Origin of the sequence: Hanstruepera flava (genome assembly GCF_023634025.1) — a bacterium.
GTDB lineage: Bacteria > Bacteroidota > Bacteroidia > Flavobacteriales > Flavobacteriaceae > Hanstruepera > Hanstruepera flava.
The window spans coordinates 35403-57305 of the sequence record NZ_JALJCW010000004.1 but is presented as its reverse complement, the minus strand read 5'-3'; the positions used below and the strand labels follow the sequence as shown (position 1 = coordinate 57305).

20 protein-coding genes are annotated in these 21903 nt (G+C 35.1%); 11 read left to right on the top strand and 9 right to left on the bottom strand.

The genetic code is table 11. The features are described from left to right. Nucleotides 1–32 precede the first annotated feature (32 nt). Entirely contained in the window at nucleotides 33–1529 is a 1497-nt protein-coding gene (locus MTX13_RS12375) for a YfcC family protein (RefSeq protein ID WP_250435916.1), read from the top strand. Here the strand turns inward: MTX13_RS12375 and MTX13_RS12370 are convergent, their stop codons facing one another. From MTX13_RS12370 to MTX13_RS12350, 5 genes are all read right to left on the bottom strand, one after another. Continuing rightward, a complete protein-coding gene (locus MTX13_RS12370; RefSeq protein WP_250435914.1) occupies nucleotides 1530–4205 on the bottom strand; it encodes a DNA gyrase/topoisomerase IV subunit A in 2676 nt (891 codons plus the stop codon). Then, entirely contained in the window at nucleotides 4202–4690 is a 489-nt protein-coding gene (locus MTX13_RS12365; RefSeq protein ID WP_250435912.1) for a hypothetical protein, read from the bottom strand. The genes MTX13_RS12370 and MTX13_RS12365 overlap by 4 nt, the downstream gene beginning before the upstream one ends. Next, nucleotides 4690–6546 carry a DNA topoisomerase IV subunit B gene (locus MTX13_RS12360; RefSeq protein ID WP_250435910.1) on the bottom strand — a complete coding sequence of 619 codons (1857 nt, stop codon included), beginning with the start codon at nucleotides 6544–6546 and terminating at the stop codon, nucleotides 4690–4692. The genes MTX13_RS12365 and MTX13_RS12360 overlap by 1 nt, the downstream gene beginning before the upstream one ends. A gap of 139 nt (nucleotides 6547–6685) precedes the next feature. Further along, on the bottom strand, nucleotides 6686–7780 hold the full coding sequence (gene ychF, locus MTX13_RS12355; RefSeq protein ID WP_250435908.1) for a redox-regulated ATPase YchF: 1095 nt from the start codon (nucleotides 7778–7780) through the stop codon (nucleotides 6686–6688). 616 nt (nucleotides 7781–8396) lie between these two features. Further along, complete coding sequence (locus MTX13_RS12350; protein WP_250435898.1) at nucleotides 8397–8888, bottom strand: Cif family virulence factor; 492 nt, start codon at nucleotides 8886–8888, stop codon at nucleotides 8397–8399. A 401-nt stretch (nucleotides 8889–9289) separates the two neighbouring features. Here MTX13_RS12350 and MTX13_RS12345 point away from each other — a divergent pair, with 401 nt between their 5' ends. The 3 genes from MTX13_RS12345 (at nucleotide 9290) to MTX13_RS12335 (ending at nucleotide 10597) form a co-directional block, all read left to right on the top strand. After that, nucleotides 9290–9766 carry an Hsp20/alpha crystallin family protein gene (locus MTX13_RS12345; RefSeq protein ID WP_250435896.1) on the top strand — a complete coding sequence of 159 codons (477 nt, stop codon included), beginning with the start codon at nucleotides 9290–9292 and terminating at the stop codon, nucleotides 9764–9766. Between the two features lie 95 nt (nucleotides 9767–9861). After that, entirely contained in the window at nucleotides 9862–10092 is a 231-nt protein-coding gene (locus MTX13_RS12340) for a hypothetical protein (protein ID WP_250435894.1), read from the top strand. 16 nt (nucleotides 10093–10108) lie between these two features. Further along, a complete protein-coding gene (locus tag MTX13_RS12335) occupies nucleotides 10109–10597 on the top strand; it encodes a hypothetical protein (protein ID WP_250435893.1) in 489 nt (162 codons plus the stop codon). A 150-nt stretch (nucleotides 10598–10747) separates the two neighbouring features. On the opposite strand, the gene MTX13_RS12330 is transcribed toward MTX13_RS12335, so the two are convergent. The 4 genes from MTX13_RS12330 to MTX13_RS12315 form a co-directional block, all read right to left on the bottom strand. Next, the gene (locus tag MTX13_RS12330) at nucleotides 10748–11467 is read right to left on the bottom strand and encodes a DUF6090 family protein (protein ID WP_250435890.1); all 720 of its coding nucleotides are present in this window, start codon (nucleotides 11465–11467) and stop codon (nucleotides 10748–10750) included. 26 nt (nucleotides 11468–11493) lie between these two features. Next, on the bottom strand, nucleotides 11494–12588 hold the full coding sequence (locus tag MTX13_RS12325; RefSeq protein WP_250435888.1) for a DUF6090 family protein: 1095 nt from the start codon (nucleotides 12586–12588) through the stop codon (nucleotides 11494–11496). Nucleotides 12589–12595: 7 nt separating this feature from the next. Then, a complete protein-coding gene (locus MTX13_RS12320) occupies nucleotides 12596–13321 on the bottom strand; it encodes a DUF6090 family protein (RefSeq protein ID WP_250435886.1) in 726 nt (241 codons plus the stop codon). Between the two features lie 148 nt (nucleotides 13322–13469). Then, nucleotides 13470–13823, bottom strand: coding sequence for a 4Fe-4S dicluster domain-containing protein (locus tag MTX13_RS12315; protein WP_250435884.1), 354 nt, complete (start codon nucleotides 13821–13823; stop codon nucleotides 13470–13472). Between the two features lie 205 nt (nucleotides 13824–14028). Here MTX13_RS12315 and MTX13_RS12310 point away from each other — a divergent pair, with 205 nt between their 5' ends. From MTX13_RS12310 to MTX13_RS12280, 7 genes are all read left to right on the top strand, one after another. Further along, the gene (locus MTX13_RS12310) at nucleotides 14029–15087 is read left to right on the top strand and encodes an acyl-CoA reductase (protein WP_250435875.1); all 1059 of its coding nucleotides are present in this window, start codon (nucleotides 14029–14031) and stop codon (nucleotides 15085–15087) included. 73 nt (nucleotides 15088–15160) lie between these two features. Further along, the gene (gene serC / locus MTX13_RS12305; protein ID WP_250435873.1) at nucleotides 15161–16222 is read left to right on the top strand and encodes a 3-phosphoserine/phosphohydroxythreonine transaminase; all 1062 of its coding nucleotides are present in this window, start codon (nucleotides 15161–15163) and stop codon (nucleotides 16220–16222) included. Nucleotides 16223–16318: 96 nt separating this feature from the next. Further along, entirely contained in the window at nucleotides 16319–17281 is a 963-nt protein-coding gene (locus tag MTX13_RS12300) for a D-2-hydroxyacid dehydrogenase (protein WP_250435871.1), read from the top strand. 52 nt (nucleotides 17282–17333) lie between these two features. Further along, complete coding sequence (locus tag MTX13_RS12295; RefSeq protein ID WP_250435868.1) at nucleotides 17334–17969, top strand: DUF937 domain-containing protein; 636 nt, start codon at nucleotides 17334–17336, stop codon at nucleotides 17967–17969. Between the two features lie 121 nt (nucleotides 17970–18090). Further along, entirely contained in the window at nucleotides 18091–18522 is a 432-nt protein-coding gene (locus MTX13_RS12290) for a DUF6146 family protein (protein WP_250435866.1), read from the top strand. A 47-nt stretch (nucleotides 18523–18569) separates the two neighbouring features. Then, entirely contained in the window at nucleotides 18570–19064 is a 495-nt protein-coding gene (locus MTX13_RS12285) for a DUF6787 family protein (RefSeq protein WP_250435864.1), read from the top strand. Between the two features lie 420 nt (nucleotides 19065–19484). Further along, nucleotides 19485–21887 (top strand): TonB-dependent receptor, encoded by a 2403-nt coding sequence (locus tag MTX13_RS12280; RefSeq protein ID WP_250435862.1) that lies wholly within the window; start codon nucleotides 19485–19487, stop codon nucleotides 21885–21887. The last annotated feature ends 16 nt before the right edge of the window (nucleotides 21888–21903 follow it).

Here is a 21903-nt window from a genome sequence, read left to right as displayed (position 1 = left end):
ATATTATCTTTAGTTTATTAAAACCAATAACCTTGAAAAAACTTAAATTCCCTTCGGCCCAAACCATCTTATTAATTATTGCTGGATTAGTTGCCCTTTTAACTTTTTTTGTACCTGCAGGAAAGTATGATACACTTGCCTATGATAGTGGTTCTAATGCGTTTATAAGAACGAGTGAAGAAAACACTGAAGCACTTCCTGCAACTCAAGCCACATTAGAATCCTTGAATATTATAATTCCTTTGGAAAAATTTACCAATGGTGATATTTATAAGGCTATTAATATTCCACATACTTATAAAAAACTAGATGCTCAACCTCAAGGGCTAGTTGCCTTTTTAAAGTCGCCTATTAAAGGAATTATTGATGCGGCAGATATTATCTTCTTGGTTTTAATCATTGGTGGCTTAATTGGTATTATGAATCATACAGGTGCTTTTGATGCCGGTATAGCTTGGCTGGCAAAAACTTTACATGGACATGAGTATATCCTTATTGTTTTGGTTACTACTTTGGTTGCTGCCGGTGGAACAACTTTTGGTTTTGCAGAAGAAACCATCGCTTTTTTTCCCATACTTATTCCTGTGTTTTTGGCTGCAAAATATGATGCGCTAGTGGCCATCGCCTGTATATTTTTGGGTTCATCCATTGGCACAATGTGCTCTACCATAAATCCGTTCAGTACTATAATAGCATCCGATGCTGCGGGTATTAACTGGACAACCGGTTGGCAAGGTCGTGTATTTATGTTGGGCATGACATTACTTATTACAATAATCTTTATAATGCGTTATGCTAACCGTGTAAAAAAGGACCCATCTAAATCTATTATTTATAATCAAAAAGCTCAAATTGAAGCTCTTTTTCACCAAGGTGATGTTAAAGTATCTTCTTTTAATTGGCGATTGCGTATCGCTCTTTTTGTTTTTACAGCTTGTTTCATTGTTATGATTATTGGTGTATCACGACTAGATTGGTGGTTTTTAGAAATGACCACTACATTTTTAGTTGGTGCTATAGTAATAGGCATTATTACCAAAATAAAGGAAGGTGTTTTTATTGAAGTGTTTGTTAAAGGCGCTGGTGATCTATTGGGTGTTGCATTAATCATAGGTATTGCACGTGGTGTTACCGTTATTATGTCTGACGGTTTAATTAGTGACACCATGTTATATTACGCTAGCGATGTTACTTCAGGAATGAACAAAGGTTTATTTGCAAGCGTCATGACGTTAACTTATTCGGGACTATCATTTTTTATTCCTAGTTCTTCAGGCATGGCCGTTTTAACTATGCCAATTATGGCGCCTTTAGCCGATACCGTTGGAGTTGGTCGAGAGCTTGTTGTCAATGCTTATCAATACGGAATGGGATTATTGTATTTAATTAGTCCTACAGGACTTATTTTACCATCGTTGGCTATTGCAAAAGTAGGCTATGACAAATGGTTGAAATTTATCATGCCACTTTTTATTATCCTAGTGATTTTTACTCTAATTGTAATGACTACATCTGCTTATCTAATGTAGTTAAAACAATGTAATTTGTCCTTGGTCGTCATGTTTGTCTGAAGTATCTTCGTTATTTGACACTTCACTAGACTTTTCACTTGTTGTAGTGGATTCGCTATCTACAGTTGCGTCTTCGGAAACTTCGGTTTCATCTACAACTTCAATATCTTCAGCATGGATTTCTTCTGGTGCTTCGTAGGGTAATGGTTCCAATAAACTTACCTGATTGATTTTCTCTTTGGTTAATTGATTTCCAAGTGCTCCAATTCCCTTAATAGCTATAAACTCTTCCAAATTCACTTGCACATTGTCCTTGCGATCTTTACCACGTTCTTTAGTAAACTCAATCTCGGCCATTGGACGCCAATCTGTCGAAACGATTTCCAATTGCGATTTTGGATGTTCGGAAATAAAGCTTTCCTCTTTAGCTTCGTTTTCTACTAAAAATCGCTTTACGTAATAGCGTTCTTTTTCACCATCAAAATATATTGCGGAAATAGGTTTTTTAGGAACCCATTTTTCCATGACAATCATATCGTCATCAAAATGTGTGGTTACTTCAGGAATAATAGTTTTAATTAAGCCTGATTGACGGATAATTAAAATACGGTCTTCACCTCTAAACTCACCTACCAAATCACCGCGACCATCAACATTTAAACGCTGAACGGTGTCATCAAACCAAATTTTACGTGGCTTTAAGGTAGAAACCCCTTTTTCTTTAAGCTCAATTTTCTTAACCGCATATTTGGTTACAAGATTCCCCTTGGATGCGCGACCTTTTATGAGAATATCCGCAAAATCAAGATCCCATTTTAACTTTTTGATGCTTCCTACTTGACGCAAATTAACGGTAACTACTTCAGCTTCGCCATTTGGATTAGCAGAGAAATACCAAACTACAGAACTTTTATTACCGTTGGTTAAATCGTATTCTCGATCTCTTGTTACTGATGTTACCGCAAAACGCTTGACATAGGTTGGACCACCTTTCCCATCGCGATACATCATATTATAAATGGTACGCTTGTCTTTTTTCTTAAAGACGGCAACATGAATAATGTCCTTACCAATAAAAGTTTTAGAGTCTACTTTAGTTACCATCATATTACCCTCTTTGGTAAAGACAATAATATCATCAATATCACTGCAATCACACACATACTCGTCTCTACGCAATGATGTGCCAATAAAACCTTCTGCCCTATTAACATACAGCTTTGTGTTTCTTATGACAACCTTTGTTGCATCTACATCAGCAAAGGTGCGAATTTCAGTTTTGCGCTCCTTACCTTCACCATAATCTTTTTTAAGACGCTCAAAATAAGAAATAGCATAATCAATTAAGTTTGCCAAATGATGCTTTACTTCGGCTATTTGTTCTTCAAGGGCTTCAATTTTTTGCTGTGCCTTGTCAATATCAAATTTCGAAATACGTTTAATTCTAATTTCGGTTAAGCGCACAATATCTTCTTCTGTAACTTTTCGCTTTAAATGCTTAATATGTGGCTGCAAACCTTTGTCGATAGCCGAAATAACACCTTCCCAAGTTTCTTCTTCTTCTATATCACGGTAAATTCTATTTTCAATAAAAATACGCTCTAAAGACGCAAAGTGCCATTGCTCTTCAAACTCGCCCAACTTTATCTCCAATTCATTTTTAAGCAATTGAACTGTATGATCTGTTGAACGACGAAGCATTTCAGAAACCCCAATAAACAAAGGCTTGTTATCTTCAATTACACAGCCTAAAGGCGAAATAGATGTTTCGCAGTTTGTAAATGCATAAAGTGCATCTATGGTTTTATCAGGTGATATTCCAGAAGGTAAATGCACTAGAATTTCGACATCTGCCGCTGTGTTGTCTTCAATCTTTTTTATCTTGATTTTGCCTTTATCATTGGCCTTTAATATAGAATCAATTAAAGACGATGTATTGGTTCCAAAAGGTATTTCTGTAATAACGAGCGTGTTTTTGTCAACCTGTGAAATTTTAGCACGTATACGTACCTTACCACCTCGAAGTCCATCTTTATAATCCGTAAAATCAGCAATTCCAGCTGTAGGGAAATCGGGAACCAACTTAAACCGCTTACCTTGTAAATGTTTTATGGAAGCTTCTATTAACTCTATAAAATTGTGAGGTAGAATTTTAGTTGATAAACCTACTGCAATACCTTCTCCACCTTGTGCCAATAATAATGGAAACTTAACTGGTAAGTTCACTGGTTCTTTTCGTCTGCCATCATAACTTGCAGACCACTCGGTAATTTTAGGGTTGTAAACAACGTCTAGCGCAAATTTTGATAAGCGCGCTTCAATATAACGCGACGCTGCCGCACTATCACCAGTTAATATATTCCCCCAGTTTCCTTGGGTATCAATAAGTAAATCTTTCTGACCAATCTGTACCATGGCATCGGCAATACTGGCATCGCCATGCGGATGATATTGCATGGTATGACCAACAATATTGGCAACTTTGTTATAACGACCATCATCCAAGTCTTTCATGGAATGCATAATACGTCGTTGAACCGGTTTAAAGCCATCTTCTATAGCTGGTACAGCACGTTCTAGAATAACATAAGAGGCATAATCTAAAAACCAGTCTTTGTACATACCAGTAACCCTGGTAATGGTTTCGTTAGATTCTTCTTGTTCATTCATCAAATCGTCGTTCTCTTCACTCATGAATTTCGGGCTTTTCTATTGTGTTTTACCATTTTACTCAGAGACTGTTTCATGTATTTGCGCTTTTTTCTGGCAACCAAAGTCACGTTAAAGCGCTCTTTTTTAACATGGTCGTGATTTTTGTTCTTAATGTATAAAACTAATTCTTTGTAGATTAAATAATTGTAGATTTTAAATCCAGACAACCTATCTTTTTCAAATTCAACGGTATGTTCGCGGTAGTTAAAATAATCTGACAACAATAAACCTTTATTAGTTATCACAACTTTTAAACCATCGCTATCATATTCGAAATACTTGGCTATCCAATGGATAATAAAAAATAAGGCCGCCAATATTAGCAATATTATTAAAAATGCCATTAGCGGATTATCGGTTAAATCCTTAAATGCACTAAAAACCGTAACTAAAAGTATGGCCAAGACAATCAGTATAAAATATACCGATATAATTACATTTTTAACTTTAGCGTTGTTCGTCCTCATTAATTATCCTCAACTAAATCTAACTCCACTTTTAAGTTGTTAATTATAAACTCTTGACGGTCCGGTGTGTTTTTCCCCATGTAAAACTGTAGCAATTCATCAATTGACATATTGTCGTCGAGCATTACAGGGTCTAGGCGAATATCTTCACCTATAAAATGTTTGAATTCATCAGGTGAAATTTCACCTAAACCTTTAAATCGGGTAATCTCTGGCTTGGGTTTTAATTCTTCTATGGCATTTAAGCGCTCTTCTTCGGAATAGCAGTAAATAGTTTTCTTTTTGTTGCGAACCCTAAACAAAGGTGTTTGCAATATGTACAAATGCCCTTCTTTAATTAATTCTGGGAAAAATTGAAGAAAAAACGTAATTAGCAATAAACGAATATGCATACCATCTACATCGGCGTCGGTAGCAATAACTACGTTGTTGTAACGTAAGTCTTCCAAAGATTCTTCAATATTTAATGCGGCCTGTAATAAATTGAATTCTTCATTTTCATACACAATTTTCTTGCTCAACCCGTAACAGTTTAAAGGCTTTCCTTTTAAACTAAAAACGGCTTGCGTATTCACATCACGTGACTTGGTTATACTTCCAGAAGCCGAATCACCCTCTGTAATAAAGAGTGTCGTTTCTAGATTACGTTCGTTTTTGGTATCCCCAAAATGAACCCGACAGTCCCGTAATTTTTTATTGTGCAAACTGGCTTTTTTAGCACGTTCCTTTGCGAGTTTTCTAATGCCTGATAATTCTTTACGCTCACGCTCGGCCTGCATGATTTTACGCTGAATCTTTTCAGCAGCATCCGGATTTTTATGCAAGTAATTATCGAGATGTGTTTTTACAAAATCGTTGATATAGGTTCTCACCGTTGGCAAATCGCCACCCATGTCTGTTGAACCCAATTTTGTTTTGGTCTGACTCTCAAATACAGGTTCCATTACCTTAATGGAGACAGCTGCTACAACCGATTTACGAACGTCAGATGCATCGTAATTCTTTCCGTAAAATTCTCGAAGGGTTTTTACCAAGGCTTCACGGAAGGCTGCTAAATGCGTTCCCCCTTGTGTGGTGTTCTGACCGTTTACAAAGGAATGATACTCTTCGGAATATTGGGTTTTACTGTGTGTTAGGGCTACTTCAATATCATCACCTTTTAAGTGAATGATAGGATACAGCAAATCGGTTTCCTTAATATTTTCACTTAATAAATCCTTAAGGCCATTTTCGCTGTAGTATTTTTCACCATTAAAAACTATAGTCAATCCTGGATTGAGATAGACATAGTTTTTGAGCATTTTTACGATATACTCACTACGGAACTTGTAGTTTTTAAAAATGCTTTCATCAGGCACAAAAGATACTTTAGTACCTTTTCTACGTGTGGTTTCCTCTAAAAGTTCTTCATTGGTTAAATTACCGAGTTCGAACTCTGCTGAAGCCGATTTGTTATCACGCGTTGATTCCACTCTAAAATAGGTTGACAAGGCATTTACCGCTTTGGTACCTACACCGTTAAGGCCAACAGACTTCTTAAACGCTTTACTGTCGTACTTTCCTCCCGTGTTCATTTTAGACACCACATCAACCACTTTTCCCAATGGAATTCCACGACCGTAATCGCGAACGGTTACCTTGTTGCCATGAACAGATATTTCAATGGTTTTACCAGCTCCCATGACGTACTCGTCAATAGAGTTGTCTAAAACCTCCTTAATCAAGATATAAATACCATCGTCTGCAGAAGAGCCATCACCCAGTTTCCCGATATACATACCGGGACGCATGCGGATGTGTTCTTTCCAATCGAGTGAGCGTATATTATCTTCGGTATAATTGGTTTCTTTAGCCATTATGTGGGTGCATTTTTTGAGACCTTGCTAATATACATTTTCACTTTAAAAAATGAAACCGCAAAATCGTAAAGTAATTAACAAAAAAAAGCCAATATTGTTGAGAACATTGGCTTTTTGTGTCGTATTTTTTTGATTACTACACGTTAAAGAGAAAATGCATCACATCGCCATCTTTTACAATGTAATTTTTTCCTTCTACGCGCATTTTACCAGCTTCTTTTACTTTACTCTCACTACCATATTGCACATAATCATTATAGGCAATTACTTCTGCACGAATAAAGCCTTTTTCAAAATCGGTGTGGATTACACCTGCTGCCTGTGGTGCAGTAGCTCCAATATCTACGGTCCAGGCACGGACTTCTTTTACGCCTGCTGTAAAATAGGTTTGTTGGTTGAGCAATTTGTAAGCTGAACGAATTAGTTTGGCTGATCCGGGTTCATCTAGTCCTATATCTGATAAAAACATCTGGCGCTCTTCGTAGTCGTCCAATTCATTAATATCGGCTTCGGTACCAACGGCCAACACCAATACTTCGGCTTGCTCGTCCTTAACGGCTTCGCGAACGGTTTCTACATAGCTGTTGCCAGATACAGCCGAACCTTCGTCTACGTTACACACGTACATAACAGGTTTATCAGTAATGAACTGTGCTGGTTTTACAAAATCTCTATCATCATCTTCAGAAAACTCCAATGCTCTTACTGACTTCCCTTCTTCTAAACCAGCTTTTATCTGTAACAACACAGCTTCTTCCTTTTGGGCATCTTTATTGCCTGTTTTGGCAGCACGTTTTACTTTATCGAGTTTCTTGTCTACAGTTTCCAAATCCTTTAACTGCAATTCCATATCAATGGTTTCCTTGTCGCGTATGGGGTTTACGCTACCATCTACATGCACAATATTGTCGTTATCAAAGCAGCGCAACACGTGTAGAATGGCATCGGTTTCGCGGATGTTTGCCAAGAACTGGTTGCCCAGCCCCTCGCCTTTACTGGCACCTTTTACCAAACCGGCAATATCAACAATCTCTACGGTTGCAGGGATTACACGCTCTGGTTTTACCAGTCCTTCCAGCTTTTGAAGTCTGGGGTCTGGTACGTTTACCACACCAATATTGGGCTCAATGGTACAAAACGGAAAGTTGGCACTTTGCGCTTTGGCATTGCTTAAACAATTGAACAATGTGGACTTTCCCACGTTTGGTAACCCGACAATACCTGCTTTCATATCTATTTCCCGTGAAAACGGGAATCTTTTTTAATTAAACATCATTTCCCGATAAATAACGGGAATTTTTAGAGACCTTTCGACTACCGCTCAAGGTGACAAGTAAACGACTACATCATGCGTTTAACAGGGTGCAAATATAATTATAGTTAACGTTAGTGGAAACAAAAAGTTTAGTTTTTAGGTATTAGTTTTTTAGTCCAGACGCTTACGGCCCTGACGCTAGTGGTCAGGACATTATTATGTCTGGATTACTATTAACTATTGTTCTCCCCGACGCTATCGGTCGGGATTTTATAGGGAGAGAATTTTTTCCCGACGCTATCGGTCGGGATTTTAATTGTTCCGGTGCTATTAAACGGAACGGGTTTATTATTGGTTCTCGATGTATTCCATTGCTATTAGGTGGAACACTCGGTTCTCGATACATTCCGACACTTGGGTCGGAACACTCGAACTGACGCGTTTTTTGGCTTATAACTGCCTTAAAACGAACCGAATATAGAAAAGGTTTTTGATATATGCAAGACTTTTTATCGATAAAGTGTTATTTTTTTACGATTAAGTGCGTTTTTGGTGGGTGAATGGGGGTTTGTTGGTAGTTTGCAACAAGTTTTTATTTCAACATATTTGTTGTGGCTACTTCCCTATGCAATTTCCATTTCCCATCATTTTTGTCCTTTTTAAGTATAGCCAAGAATGTATCTTCAATTTCTACGGGCTCTCCTTGTTCGTTGGTATAATATACAGAGCTTGTTCCAAAGTCATAAGCGACACTGTCACTTACTATTATGGTTTCTTGGGGTTTCATTACCAAGCTGTCGTAACTAAAGGAACCAATAGGTTCATTGCGTAAACGCTTGTATTCTTCCCAAGTTCCGCAAATGGGTGTTAGTGAGATAATGTCTTGGGTGCCATATTGTTTTAGATCGGCGTAGCGTTTTTCTTTTATTGCCAATTGAAATCCTGCACGAGTTTCCTCAATTGAGGCTAATTCTGCCTGAATGTCTATTTTATTCTCATCTATAGGTTTGGCCTCTGGTTGATTGTTTTTCTGGTTGCAAGAAATGAGGAATACTGTTAGTAAAAGAAATAATACATTTTTCATTGTTTGTGGTATTAATGGTTGTTTATAAGTACTGCCAACAATTGAATAAACATCATGGTGCTTATTCCTCTAAAAATAGTTAAAATATTGGAAACCAGTCTGGTTTGGTGATTAATTGGGAAATAAGGTTAAGAAAGTATATAAGCTATAGGATTTATAGATCCTGAATCAAGTTCAGGATGACAAGGTTGTGGAATTTTTATATGACCCTAAAAATTCATTTGAAAAAAATGGATTTTAGAAATGTCAAATTTTCATAAATATGACAAAATTTCATTGAACAATATGCTGAATTTAAAGGAAATATATGCTTGTTTATGAATGGCATTTTTTTTGTAATATGATAACTGAAGTCTTAAAGATTTCAATTTGAAATAATGTTTAATTAAAACTTTTAAATTATGAGCAATTTAATTAATGTTCCTAAAAACGGAAGTTTAACAAACACTAATTCAAACTTAAACTTCCCAAATTGGTCTAACTGGTTAGATGACATTTTTAACAGAGACCTACCGTTTGTTTTTACTTCAAATTTTAACAACGGTATTACTTTACCCAAAGTAAACATTAAAGAGACGGCAGATGCATTTATGGTGCACATGGCTGTGCCAGGATTGAAAAAATCTGATTTTCATATTGACTTGGACAATCAAGTGCTGTCTATTTCTTCTGAAGTAAAAGAAGAAAATGAGCATGAAACAGCGAACTATACGCGTAGGGAGTTTGGTTATTCTTCATTTAAAAGAACCTTTAATTTGCCCGAAAGTGTAGATGAAGAAAAGATTGATGCTCATTACAACGATGGGATTTTAAGCATTCTATTGCCTAAAAAAGAGGAGGCTAGACGTAAACCTCCAAAAACCATAGAGATTTCTTAACTGTATTGTTGAATTTTATTGAAAGCTGTTGGGAATGAGGCTGGTTTTTCAGCCTCTTCTCTACTATACTGTTTAATTTTTAATTCAATTGAGTCATGGCAAGAAAGTTTAAATCTGGAGATTGGGTAAAACTTAAAGGAAAAAGTTTTGCTCCTAAAATGGAAGTTTTAAAGTACGTTCCAAAGAAAGATTCAATTACTGGTTTGGTAAATAGTGATAATTATTTGGAATGTATTTGGTATAAGAACGGAGAAAGAAATTCAGTACTACTTCACCAAAATAGATTAATTAAATTGATTGAAACAGGTGGTATATACAAAGCTTAATTAAAAATTTAGAGCGATGAAAAAGTATATTTTATTATTTACAATGGCCTTGTTGAGTTTTGGTTGCAATGCCCAAGCGGATAAGGCCAAAAAAGACACGTTGGACAATGATGAAGAAGCTGTTGCTACAGAACCCAAAGGAAGCTGGAAAGTTGATAAGGAGTATGATGAAAATGGCAATTTAATACGTTATGACAGTATTTATTCTTGGTCTTCCTATGACCACTTTGACAATTTTTCATCAATTGCTAGAGACAGTTTGATACAATCTTATAAATCACGCTTCTTTTCAGGCTTTTCAGATTTTGAAAACGACGGGTTTGATACTATTTTTTCTCAAGATTCGCTATTTAGTAGTCGTTTTTTTAATGACGATTTTTTTGGAAGTCGTTTTGGAAAAGATTTTATGGATATTGATAAAATGAGACAGCAACTGCTTGAAAGACAAATGCGGTTTTTGGAAAAATATCAATCGGAATTCATTAAACCTGAAGACGAGAACTAAATAGTTTTCGTCTTTTTTTAGCACAAGGTTTTTAAATTCCCATTTCCAGACACTAACGAACCCGACGATGTCTGTGGGGATTGAGCGAGACAGGTGATTTGGTTATTGCTATTGGGTTTTTACTATTTAATTTTAAGGAAAAAAGCATTGTTATTTTACATCGGACAATCTAATAATTTCTTCGAGATGATTATAAATTTCTTCTTCATCAACGGCATTTAAAAGTTGATTTGTGGAAAATCTAATTTTTATTACATAGTTCTGAAATTCAACGGAGTTAAATGTAGCAATATTTAATTCGTTTTCTGGGTTGTTTATTGCTAAAAAATCTAGGTTCTTATTAATAAAAGTCCCTAGATCACTTATATCTTTATTTAGTTGCTCTTCTTCTTCTCGGTAATCCGATAACACATCTTTCCAGGAGACCAAGAGCTGTTTTAATGAGTCACTTTGAATGACTTCAATTGAGGAGGAGTTTAATAATGATTCTATTAACCCACTTGATGGATTATAGGAATAGCTCTCAAATATTTTTTGAAGATTTTCTCTCTTTGATAAAGAATCGGCCTGTTCATTTTCAGGGAGGTTAAAAAAGCTTATGGCTTTATCGCATCCTTCAAGCTTATTTTTATAAAGGTCTATTCCATAATCAAAAAGGCGTTTGTTTTCTAAAAAGCCGCTATGCAATTGCTTTAAAATGATACGCTCTCGCTGACGGTCTTTTCGTACATCATTCCAATTATTAATTTGTAGCGCAATTAAAATCCCTATAACTACAAGTATAATTTCGCCGATGGCGTATTTTAGATACTTGCCTGTTTTGCCTTCTGATAGTAACTGTTGGCGAATTTTACGGAAGAATTTTATCATATTAACAGTGTTTGTCAGGTCGAGCTTTAGTTGATTTTTTTATACTCCCTTTCTCCGTTTTGATTAAAGGCAGCACTTTTTACTTCGCCATTGTCTCTCTTGAAATATACTTGCTGCAAAAACTCATGAATGAAAAATTTGTCTTCTTCAAAAGGTGAGATATCAAGTTTGCGAAAGTTATCACCATCTTCATTATGATAAGTTAATAAGAGTTTTTTGTTTTCAAATTCTATCAAAATATAAGCATCTTGAGTTAACTCGTACCTTCCAAGGTATTGTTTTAGGACATCCTCGGGTAACTCTATAACTTTAAAGTTATACCCTTCTGGTAATTCTGGTAATGGGTCAATAGTAGAATTTTGCTGTTTTAGCTCATTGTAAACAGAACTTAATAAGCCAACTGTAGCGGCTTGAAAGCCTTGTAAACCACTTAATGCGTACTTTTTATTTCCTAAATCTTCTATTATAAGGTTTCTTCCTCTAATTGAAGTAATAAATTTTATAAGTCCTAACCTGTTTAAGCTATCATGTTCTTCTTGGGTTTCATTTATAAGTGATGGATATTTATCAAAAGAATATACGTCAAAATAGTCCTGTTGGTATGTAAAATAGTCATTATACTTTTTAAAAGATTCAAACAAATAAGCCAGTGATAATTTTTGGCCAACTACTCGTTTGTTATAGTAATTGGTAATCATTGTATTCAGCTGGTGGTTGTTAGACAATTTAGTAATACCCAAATTATTCATTTTATTATATGTCAATTCGCTTACCTTAAAATCTAAATTTTGAGGTGATATAAGCATAGTAAGGCTGTCTAATGATAAGGAGTTAATGTCTTTAGTTTTTAAAGCTGCTTCGTTATTTTCTATATTTTTTTCCAATCGGGATATATAACCATTAATCATTGAGACATCGGCTTGTAATTCATAGCGCATTTCAGTTAAATACTGGTAACCAAGTCTGGACTCTTTACGTTTTTCATTCCAGTTGTTAATTTGTAAGGCAATTAGAATACCGATAACTACAAGTATAATTTCGCCAATGGCATATTTTAGGTATTTGCCTGTTTTGTTTTCTGAAATCAAATTTTGGCGTATTCGCCTAAAGAATTTTATCATGGTGTGGTTAGTTTTTTATTTCCGATTCTATTAGATCATTAATGTTGTTAAGAAATTTCAACAATTCATTCTCTTCATCTAAACCTTCTTGCCTTACAGCTGTAATGAAGTTTACCCACCAAATAAATTCAGGATTTTGAAATGATTCTTTAGTATCTGAAGAGATTTTTTTGTTATAAATAATGGCTCTTTTTGAAGCTATCATTGGCCAATAATATTCAGCTCTAATTTTTTCTATTACCTGTGTAGATTCATTAGCATCAATGATGGATTCATTGATTGATGACAACTTATATCTTATTTCCTTATTCTGAATGAGATTGATTCTTCCTGAATTTATTACAGAATTCAAAATACCTAATTTCGGGTCATAGGTATAATTATAGTTCATGATTATTAAAATGGAATTTAAACTATCGTTTGATATACTTTTTAGTTTGCTGGAATCCATTATCATAGACATAATCTCATTTCCTGCATCCAAAGATTTTTTATGCTCCTCTATTATAATTTCCAATTCCTTAATGTTAGATTTTATCTCCGTATTTAAATCAATTAAAACCTCTTGTTCAGAATGGGTATCTATTCTCTGTTTGTTCCAGTTACTAACTTGTAAGGCTATCAAAATCCCTATAACAACAAGAAAAATTTCGCCAATGGCATATTTAAAATATTTACTGGTTTTGTTTTCCATAAGTAAGTTTTGACGGATTTTACGGAAGAATTTAATCATGGGTTGGTTGATTATCTGTTGATGATGTGGATTTGTTTATAATGAGTTTGTTGTCTAATTTAGGAAAAAGATTTTATTAGAGCCTGTAAACAAAAAAACCCAAGCTATTTGCTTGGGTCATTGTTAATTATTCATTATTACTTGTTCATTAAGAATCAGGATGCATAAAACGTTGTTTACCTAATAAGGTTTCTTCGCTTTCTACATGGTCGTCGTCTGGTATACAGCAGTCCACAGGGCATACGGCCGCACATTGTGGCTCCTCGTGGAAACCTTTACACTCCGTGCACTTATCTGGGACAATGTAGTAAATCTCGTCACTAATAGGCTCTTGGGCTTCGTCGGCATTTACAGCTTTTCCGTCAGGCAGCACAATATCGCCAGACAGACTGGTACCATCGTTATAACGCCAATCATCCGCTCCTTCATAAATAGCCGTGTTTGGGCATTCTGGCTCACATGCGCCACAGTTAATACACTCGTCTGTTATTATAATTGCCATAGTAATTTTTCGTTTAAGTTTGCGTACTTTTCTTCAAGAGAAAAATATTTTTATTTAAAAATTATAAAAATACTTTTTGTTGAAGGAATCACTTCGTTAGTACATGATTTTATTTTAGTTTACTCATGAAATTTACAACTTAAAAAAATCATGTACTTTTGCGAGTGCAAAAATAAAGCCAAAACCATTCATAACCAAATGAACTATGGATTTAGAAAAAAGAATTAATGCGTTTGTAGAATTGGGTAAATTTCTAGAGCAATTTAGTACGCCTAATTTTACCAAAAATGAAGCTGTGCTACATAACGATCTCTTTTTTGAGGGCTTTAAACACCAAATAAAACTCGCCGAAGAGCACAACGGCTGGTTTACTATTGAGAATATAGCTTATGCTTTTAACAATTGGTCTAATGCACTGACTAAAAGCAACTTTACAACTTGGTTTTCGAAGTATAACTTTAATAATCTTATACCCAAACAAGTGGCCATTATTATGGCTGGGAATATTCCCTTGGTTGGGTTTCACGATTTTTTGGCAGTGTTGATTTCGGGCCATCAGGTTTTGGTTAAGCAGTCGTCTAACGATAAGCATCTGCTACCCTATTTAAGCAAGTATCTGGAATATGTGGAACCTGAATTTAAAGGCAATATTAGCTTTACCGAAGACAAACTAAACGACTTTGATGCGGTTATTGCCACGGGTAGCGATAACACCGCACGCTATTTTGAATATTACTTTAGAGGGAAACCATCTATAATTAGAAAGAACCGAAACTCGGTTGCTGTTTTAACGGGCGATGAAACGGATGAAGATTTTGAAAACCTATCGGAAGATATTTTTAGATATTACGGGTTGGGTTGCCGAAACGTATCGAAACTATTTGTGCCTAAAGATTATAATTTTGATGGTTTTTTTCAAGGCATGTATAAATGGCATCCTATAATTGAGCAAACCAAATACGCCAATAACTACGATTACAACAAGGCTGTATATTTAATGAGCGAATTTGATATGCTGGAAAATGGCTTTTTAATGATAAAGGAAGACGAAAGCTACGCCTCACCTATTGCTACGGTTTTTTACGAGCATTATGACAGTTTAGAGCAGTTACAGGACAGACTGATAACAGAATCTGACAAGATACAATGTGTGGTATCAAAAGACGTTGTAGCGCAATCTGTTGATTTTGGGCAAACACAAAATCCGCAGCTTTGGGACTATGCTGATAATGTGGATACCATTGCATTTTTGTTAAAAATATAGTTGATAAATTATCAATTTATTAACGGCATTCTTATAAGAATTTAGCACCTTTGTGCTTATTAAAAAACTCACCATGAAACGACACAATTTTAGTGCAGGTCCATGCATTTTACCAAAGGCAGTTATGCTTAAAGCATCTGAAGCTATTTTAGATTTCGATAACGGCTTATCATTACTAGAAATATCGCACAGGAGTAAACCTTTTGTAGATGTTATGGAAAAAGCGCGTGCTTTGGTTTTAGAATTGTTAGGTCTTGAAGGCAAGGGCTATAAAGCACTTTTCCTACAAGGTGGTGCCAGCACACAATTTTTAATGGTTGCCCTTAACTTATTGGAAAAACGAGCAGGCTACTTAAATACAGGAACCTGGAGTGACAAAGCCATAAAAGAAGCCCGTATTTTTGATGATATTTACGAAGTGGCTTCATCTAAAGATGCGAACTACAACTACATTCCAAAGGGTTACGATATTCCAACAGATTACGATTATTTTCACTGCACCTCAAACAACACTATTTTTGGAACACAAATGAAAGCGTTTCCAGATTGCGATATACCTATGGTATGCGATATGAGTAGTGATATTTTTTCACGTCAGTTAGATTTTACACAATTTGATTTAATATATGCAGGCGCACAAAAAAACATGGGTCCAGCAGGAACCACACTGGTAGTAGTTCGTGAAGATATTCTAGGGAAAGTATCACGTAAAATACCATCAATGATGGATTACAAGGTGCATATTAGCAAAAGCAGCATGTTTAACACACCTCCTGTATTTGCAGTTTATGTGTCTATGTTGACATTGGAATGGTTGAAGAATTTAGGTGGTATTGAAGCCATTGAAAAAGAAAACGAAAAGAAAGCGCAATTAATTTATTCAGAAATTGATTTAAACCCACTATTTAAAGGGTTTTCTACAAAAGAAGATCGCTCAATCATGAACGCCACCTTTAACCTTACCAACGAGGATTTAAAGGAAACCTTTGAAACCATGCTAAAAGAAGAAGGTATAAATGGACTAAACGGACACCGAAGTGTTGGTGGTTATCGTGCCTCTATGTACAACGCCTTGCCTTTAGACAGCGTTGGTATTTTGGTTGATGTAATGAGTGAATTAGAGCGTAAAGCATAGTGTTTCCATAACCATGGGAACTTTTAAATATAAGTTTAATTAAAAAAAATCCTGCTGGAGTTTATCTTGAGCAGTGTCGAAAGACAGGAAATAATTATGAAAGTATTAGCAAACGATGGCATTTCAAAAAGCGGTATTGAAGCATTAGAAGCTGGTGGGTTTGAAGTGTTAACAACTACAGTAGCCCAAGAGCAATTAGCTAATTATATTAACGACAACCAAATTGCTGTACTTTTAGTACGTAGTGCTACTAAAGTTAGAAAAGATTTAATAGATAGCTGCCCCTCTTTAAAAATCATTGGCCGTGGTGGTGTTGGTATGGATAATATTGATGTTGAATATGCACGTAATAAGGGTATTCATGTTATTAATACACCAGCAGCATCTTCTCAATCTGTAGCCGAATTGGTATTTGCCCACTTGTTTGGCGGTGCACGTTTTTTACACGATTCCAATAGAAATATGCCATTGGATGGTGATACCCAATTTAAGTCGTTAAAGAAAAATTACGCCAACGGAACTGAATTACGTGGAAAGACATTAGGAATTATTGGTTTTGGGCGTATTGGCCGTGAAGTTGCCAAAATAGCCCTGGGTATTGGCATGAAAGTTATTGCCAGTGATAAGTTTGTTGGCAAAGCAGATATTAAGGTTGAATTCTATAACGGACAGTATATAAATGTTGAAATAGAAACTGAACCGATGAAAGAGGTTTTAAAGCATTCTGATTTTGTGACCTTGCATGTACCAGCCCAAGACGATTATGTAATTGGGAAGAGTCATTTTGAAATCATGAAAGATGGTGTTGGTATTATTAATGCTGCACGAGGTGGTGTAATTGATGAAGTAGCGTTAATTGAAGCTTTAGAATCTGGAAAAGTGGCCTTTGCAGGCTTGGATACCTTTGAAGAGGAACCAAAACCAGCTATTAAAGTTTTAATGGACCGTCGTATTTCATTAACCCCACACATTGGTGCTGCAACCAATGAAGCCCAAGACAGAATTGGAACAGAATTGGCATCTCAAATTATTAGTTTATTAAAAGTAAAAGACAACTAACAATTAATTGATATTTAGTATCTTGAGGCTCTATTAATCAAATTAAATACGCATGTCTGGAATTTTAGATTTATTAAACAGTGATATTGGCAAAAGCATAGTTAGCGGTGTTGCTGGCCAAACCAACGAATCAGAGAATAAAACCAATGATGTTTTAACTATGGCTTTGCCTGTTTTAATGGCTGCCATGAAACGCAATGCTTCAACTCCTCAAGGTGCTGAAGGTCTTATGGGAGCATTAAATAGTAAGCATGATGGCAGCATTCTAGATAATCTAGATGGTTTGTTTGGAGGTGGTGTTGACCAAAATGTTTTGGATGATGGCAGTAAAATTTTAGGCCATGTTTTAGGCCAAAAACAAACCAACGTACAAAATGCTATTGGAGCAAAAGCAGGCGTGGATTCAAACTCGGTTGCTCAAATATTAAAAATAGCAGCTCCATTGTTATTAGGCATGCTTGGAAAACAAACTCGCGAAAAACAAGTTAACAGCCCTTCTGGATTAGAAAGTCTTTTAGGTGGATTACTTACAGGAAACTCGCCTCAACAAGAACAAAGCTTTTTGGAATCTATTTTAGATGCTGATGGTGATGGTAGTGTTGTTGATGATGTAGCTGGAATGGTACTGGGTGGAAACAAAAAGAAAGGTGGCCTTGGAGGCTTACTAGGTGGACTGTTCGGAAAGTAATTCTTTTTTTAAAATTTATAATTAAAAGCCAGACTTGTACAAGCCTGGCTTTTTTTTGTTTAAGAGCTTATGCATTTTTATAAAACCAGTAATTATTTGTATTTTTAATAAAAATTGCCAAATGAAAGCGTTGCTCTCCATATTGATTATTGCTTTGTTATTTGCCAGCTGCAAAACAAATAATGCAGGTGTGTCATCGAGTAATGAGGTTGACCGAGAAGAAACCCAAGATACCATTCGTATTGCAAATGATGAGCTTGAATACGAAGTTATCATTATTGACTCTGGATTTGATTCTTGGATGCTACGTCGTGCTAGACCAAAATCGTATTATACGCAATCGTTTTTAGAAGCCAGAAATATTCAATATGTCACCGAATGGAATAGACGCGTTGTAACATCTGGGTATAATACGAGTTTGTATGACATGCAAATAAATTACACGCAAGGGGTTGATTATGGTTTTGACGTTAATTATACACTATACCACTACTTTGTGTTTTTTGAAGAAAAATACAATCAAAAATTAACCACACACAATCCACGATTTTAGTTCGCCATTCCTAGATTTTGAATTATCTTTGCACCCAAATTTAAAGCATGAAACAATTTAAAGAGCGTTGGGAAATACAAGAGAATTGGCAATTATTGTTTCCTTTTCTAGGCATAGTGGGCCTTCTTTATAGTTCGTTTAAATTGGCCTATAAATTCACTTCAGATTACCATATTGCCTTTACTATTTTAGCTACACTGGTACTCTATTTTGTTTTTCTGAAAATAACATTGTTCCTGTTTAAAAAGCTTGAAAACAAATGGGTTGTAGATTACAAATGGGAAATGATACGTATTTTTATTGTCTTTGCCATTACAGGAACGTCTTCCCTTTTTGTTGGAAGGCCGATAATTAAACTACTTGGTATAACTAAAGAAAACTTAAACCCCATTGTTTATTGGATATTATTCATTATTATTGGGCTCATTTTCTACCAAATTCTATTGGTGTTTTTTGGATGGCTATTTGGACAATTTCAGTTTTTCTGGACGTTTGAAAAAAAGATGCTTCGTAGATTTGGTTTTAAGCGGTTTATAGATTAATGCAGAACCTATTACAACATATAATTTTTAAATGCCTTACAATAAGTATTGTGCTAACTTTATTAGCACCTTCTGTTGTTAAGTTAGGCCATGCCTTTGAAGACCATAAGCATGAAGTATGTGTTGATAGCTCTACCACTCACCTACATACGCTAGATTTAGAGTGTGAGTTTTATAAGTTTAATATTAGTAATTCTTTACTAATTCCTGACTTTCAGTATAAAATCCCTATCATAGATTTTTACTCTTCTATAGAAAATTTTGGGTTATATAACTTCAAATATAATCATCAGCATTTATACTTTTCCTTAAGAGCTCCTCCTCAAATATTAGTTTAATAAAGTTATGTGACGTTTTATGAATGACATATCTCCGAAAAACGTACACTAAAATTAAATTTAAAAACTAATAAATTAAAACATGAAGCACTGCATTGCTACAATAGCTGTGTTTATTTTTGGTTTTAGTGCAATTGGTCAAACCTGTAAACTGAATTTATCTGGTAAAATACAAGATTTTCATAATGGTGAACCAATAGTTAATGCTACCATATACAATAAGACAACAGATTCGTATACAACATCTGATTTAGAAGGTAATTTTAATATCAATGATCTATGTAAAGGTATTTATCAACTTTCAATTTCGCATATTTCCTGTGAAACAAAGGTTGTTGAAATAGACTTGCAGGATGACTTGTATAAAGTTGTGTATCTGGAACATCATGTTGAAGAGCTGGAAACCGTAAATGTAGAAGGCGCTTCAGTATCTAAAGAAACAGATACTGGCCAAGAAACTATTATTAGAAAGGACTACATTGATAATAACAGTTCGGCTAGTCTTGGTGATGTTATTAAGCAGGTATCTGGTGTTAGCTCTATAAACACTGGTAACGAGATTGTTAAACCTGTGATTAATGGGTTACACAGCAGTAGAATTGTCATTCTAAACAATGGTGTAAGGTTGGAAAACCAAGAATGGGGAATAGAGCATGCACCCAATATTGACATCAATTCGGCAAATTCTATTTCAGTAATCAAAGGATCTAGCGCGCTGGCCTATAGTAGTGATGCCATAGGTGGCACAATTATATTAGAACCCAAGAATATAGCCATTATTGACACCCTTTTTGGCAAAACAATTATGGGATATCAAAGTAACGGTAGAGGGTTTAATGTTAATAGTTCGTTGGCTAAAAACTTTGATTCGGGCTGGTATTTAAACGGAAATTTAGGATACAAGCAAAATGGTGATTTAAAGGCTCCTGATTATTACTTGAATAATACAGGTGCCCAAAATCTATCAGGTAGTTTTCAAAGTGGCTATAAAAGTTTTGAGAAAGGCTTTGAAGTCTATTTTAGTTATATTGATAGCGAGTTAGGTATTTTAAGTAGTTCTCATATAGGCAACACAGCCGACTTGGTAAATGCCATAAACAGTGATGAACCTTTAATTAACGAACCGTTCAGTTATGACATAAATGCACCAAAACAAGATGTTAGTCATTTATTAGCTAAAGCTAGAGGTTACATGCGTTTTAAATCGTTTGGTAAGGTAACTTTTCAATATGATTACCAAAACAACCATAGGTATGAGTTTGACAAGCGTGTGGGTAATGACAGAGATAAAGCTGCAGTTGACTTAAGGTTACAAACCCATAGCGTTAAAGGCGATGTAAAAGTTGACAAACTAGGTAGATACCTAATAAACTTTGGATTATCAGGACGTTTTCAAGATAATTTTGCCAACCCAGATACTGGTGTTAGACGCCTTATTCCCGATTATACCAAATATGATTTGGGTGCCTATTTTATTTTAAAGGCCAATATTTCAGAACAGTTTATTGGTGATTTTGGAGTACGTTACGACTTAAACCATATTGATGCCTACAAATACTATTATATAAGCAGATGGGAAGAACGTGGTTATGATGACGATTTTTCAGATATAATTATAGATGAAGTTGGAATTCAGTATTTAACCAATCCCGTTTTCACATATAATAATTTTGCCGTTTCAACAGGTTTGCTTTTTGACATTAATGAAAACCACGACATTAAATTTAATTACAGTCTGTCTTCAAGACCTCCAAACCCATCTGAATTATTCAGTGACGGCTTACACCACTCTGCTGCAAGAATAGAACTTGGTGATTTAAGATTAGGTAAGGAAACGTCTAACAGATTTGGGTTGAGTTATCTTTTTAACAACAACAAATTCAACATAACTTTAGATTCATATTTCAATAGGGTTAATGATTTTATTTTTTTAAAGCCTATTGGAACAGAAGAAACCAACAGAGGTGCCTTCCCAGTATGGGAATACACGAAAACAGACGCCAATCTCATTGGGTTGGATGCTAACATAGATTATTATCTCAACAAAGCTATTTCATTTAACGTTAAAACATCTTACATCTATGGGCAAAATCTTGATGAAGATTTACCGCTAATAGATATGCCTTCATTTAGGTTAGATACTGCAGTGTCTTACAGTAAAAAGGAGTGGAACGCATTTAATGCAAGCTTAAATTATGTTTTTGTTGCGGAACAAAATAGGTATCCCGATTATAATTTCGAAACCTATATTCCCACTACAGATTCGTATGAATTAGTCGATATAAGCACACCTCCTCCTGCTTACAACCTATTTAATTTTCAGGCAGACATGACGTTTAATGTATTTAAGAAAAGTAAACTTAATGTTTTAGCGCGAGTAGATAATATTTTTAATACATCGTATAGAGAGTATTTAAACAGGTTAAGGTATTTTGCTGATGATACCGGAAGGAATATAACTATACAATTACAACTTAATTATTAAATAAAAAACAAAAAGA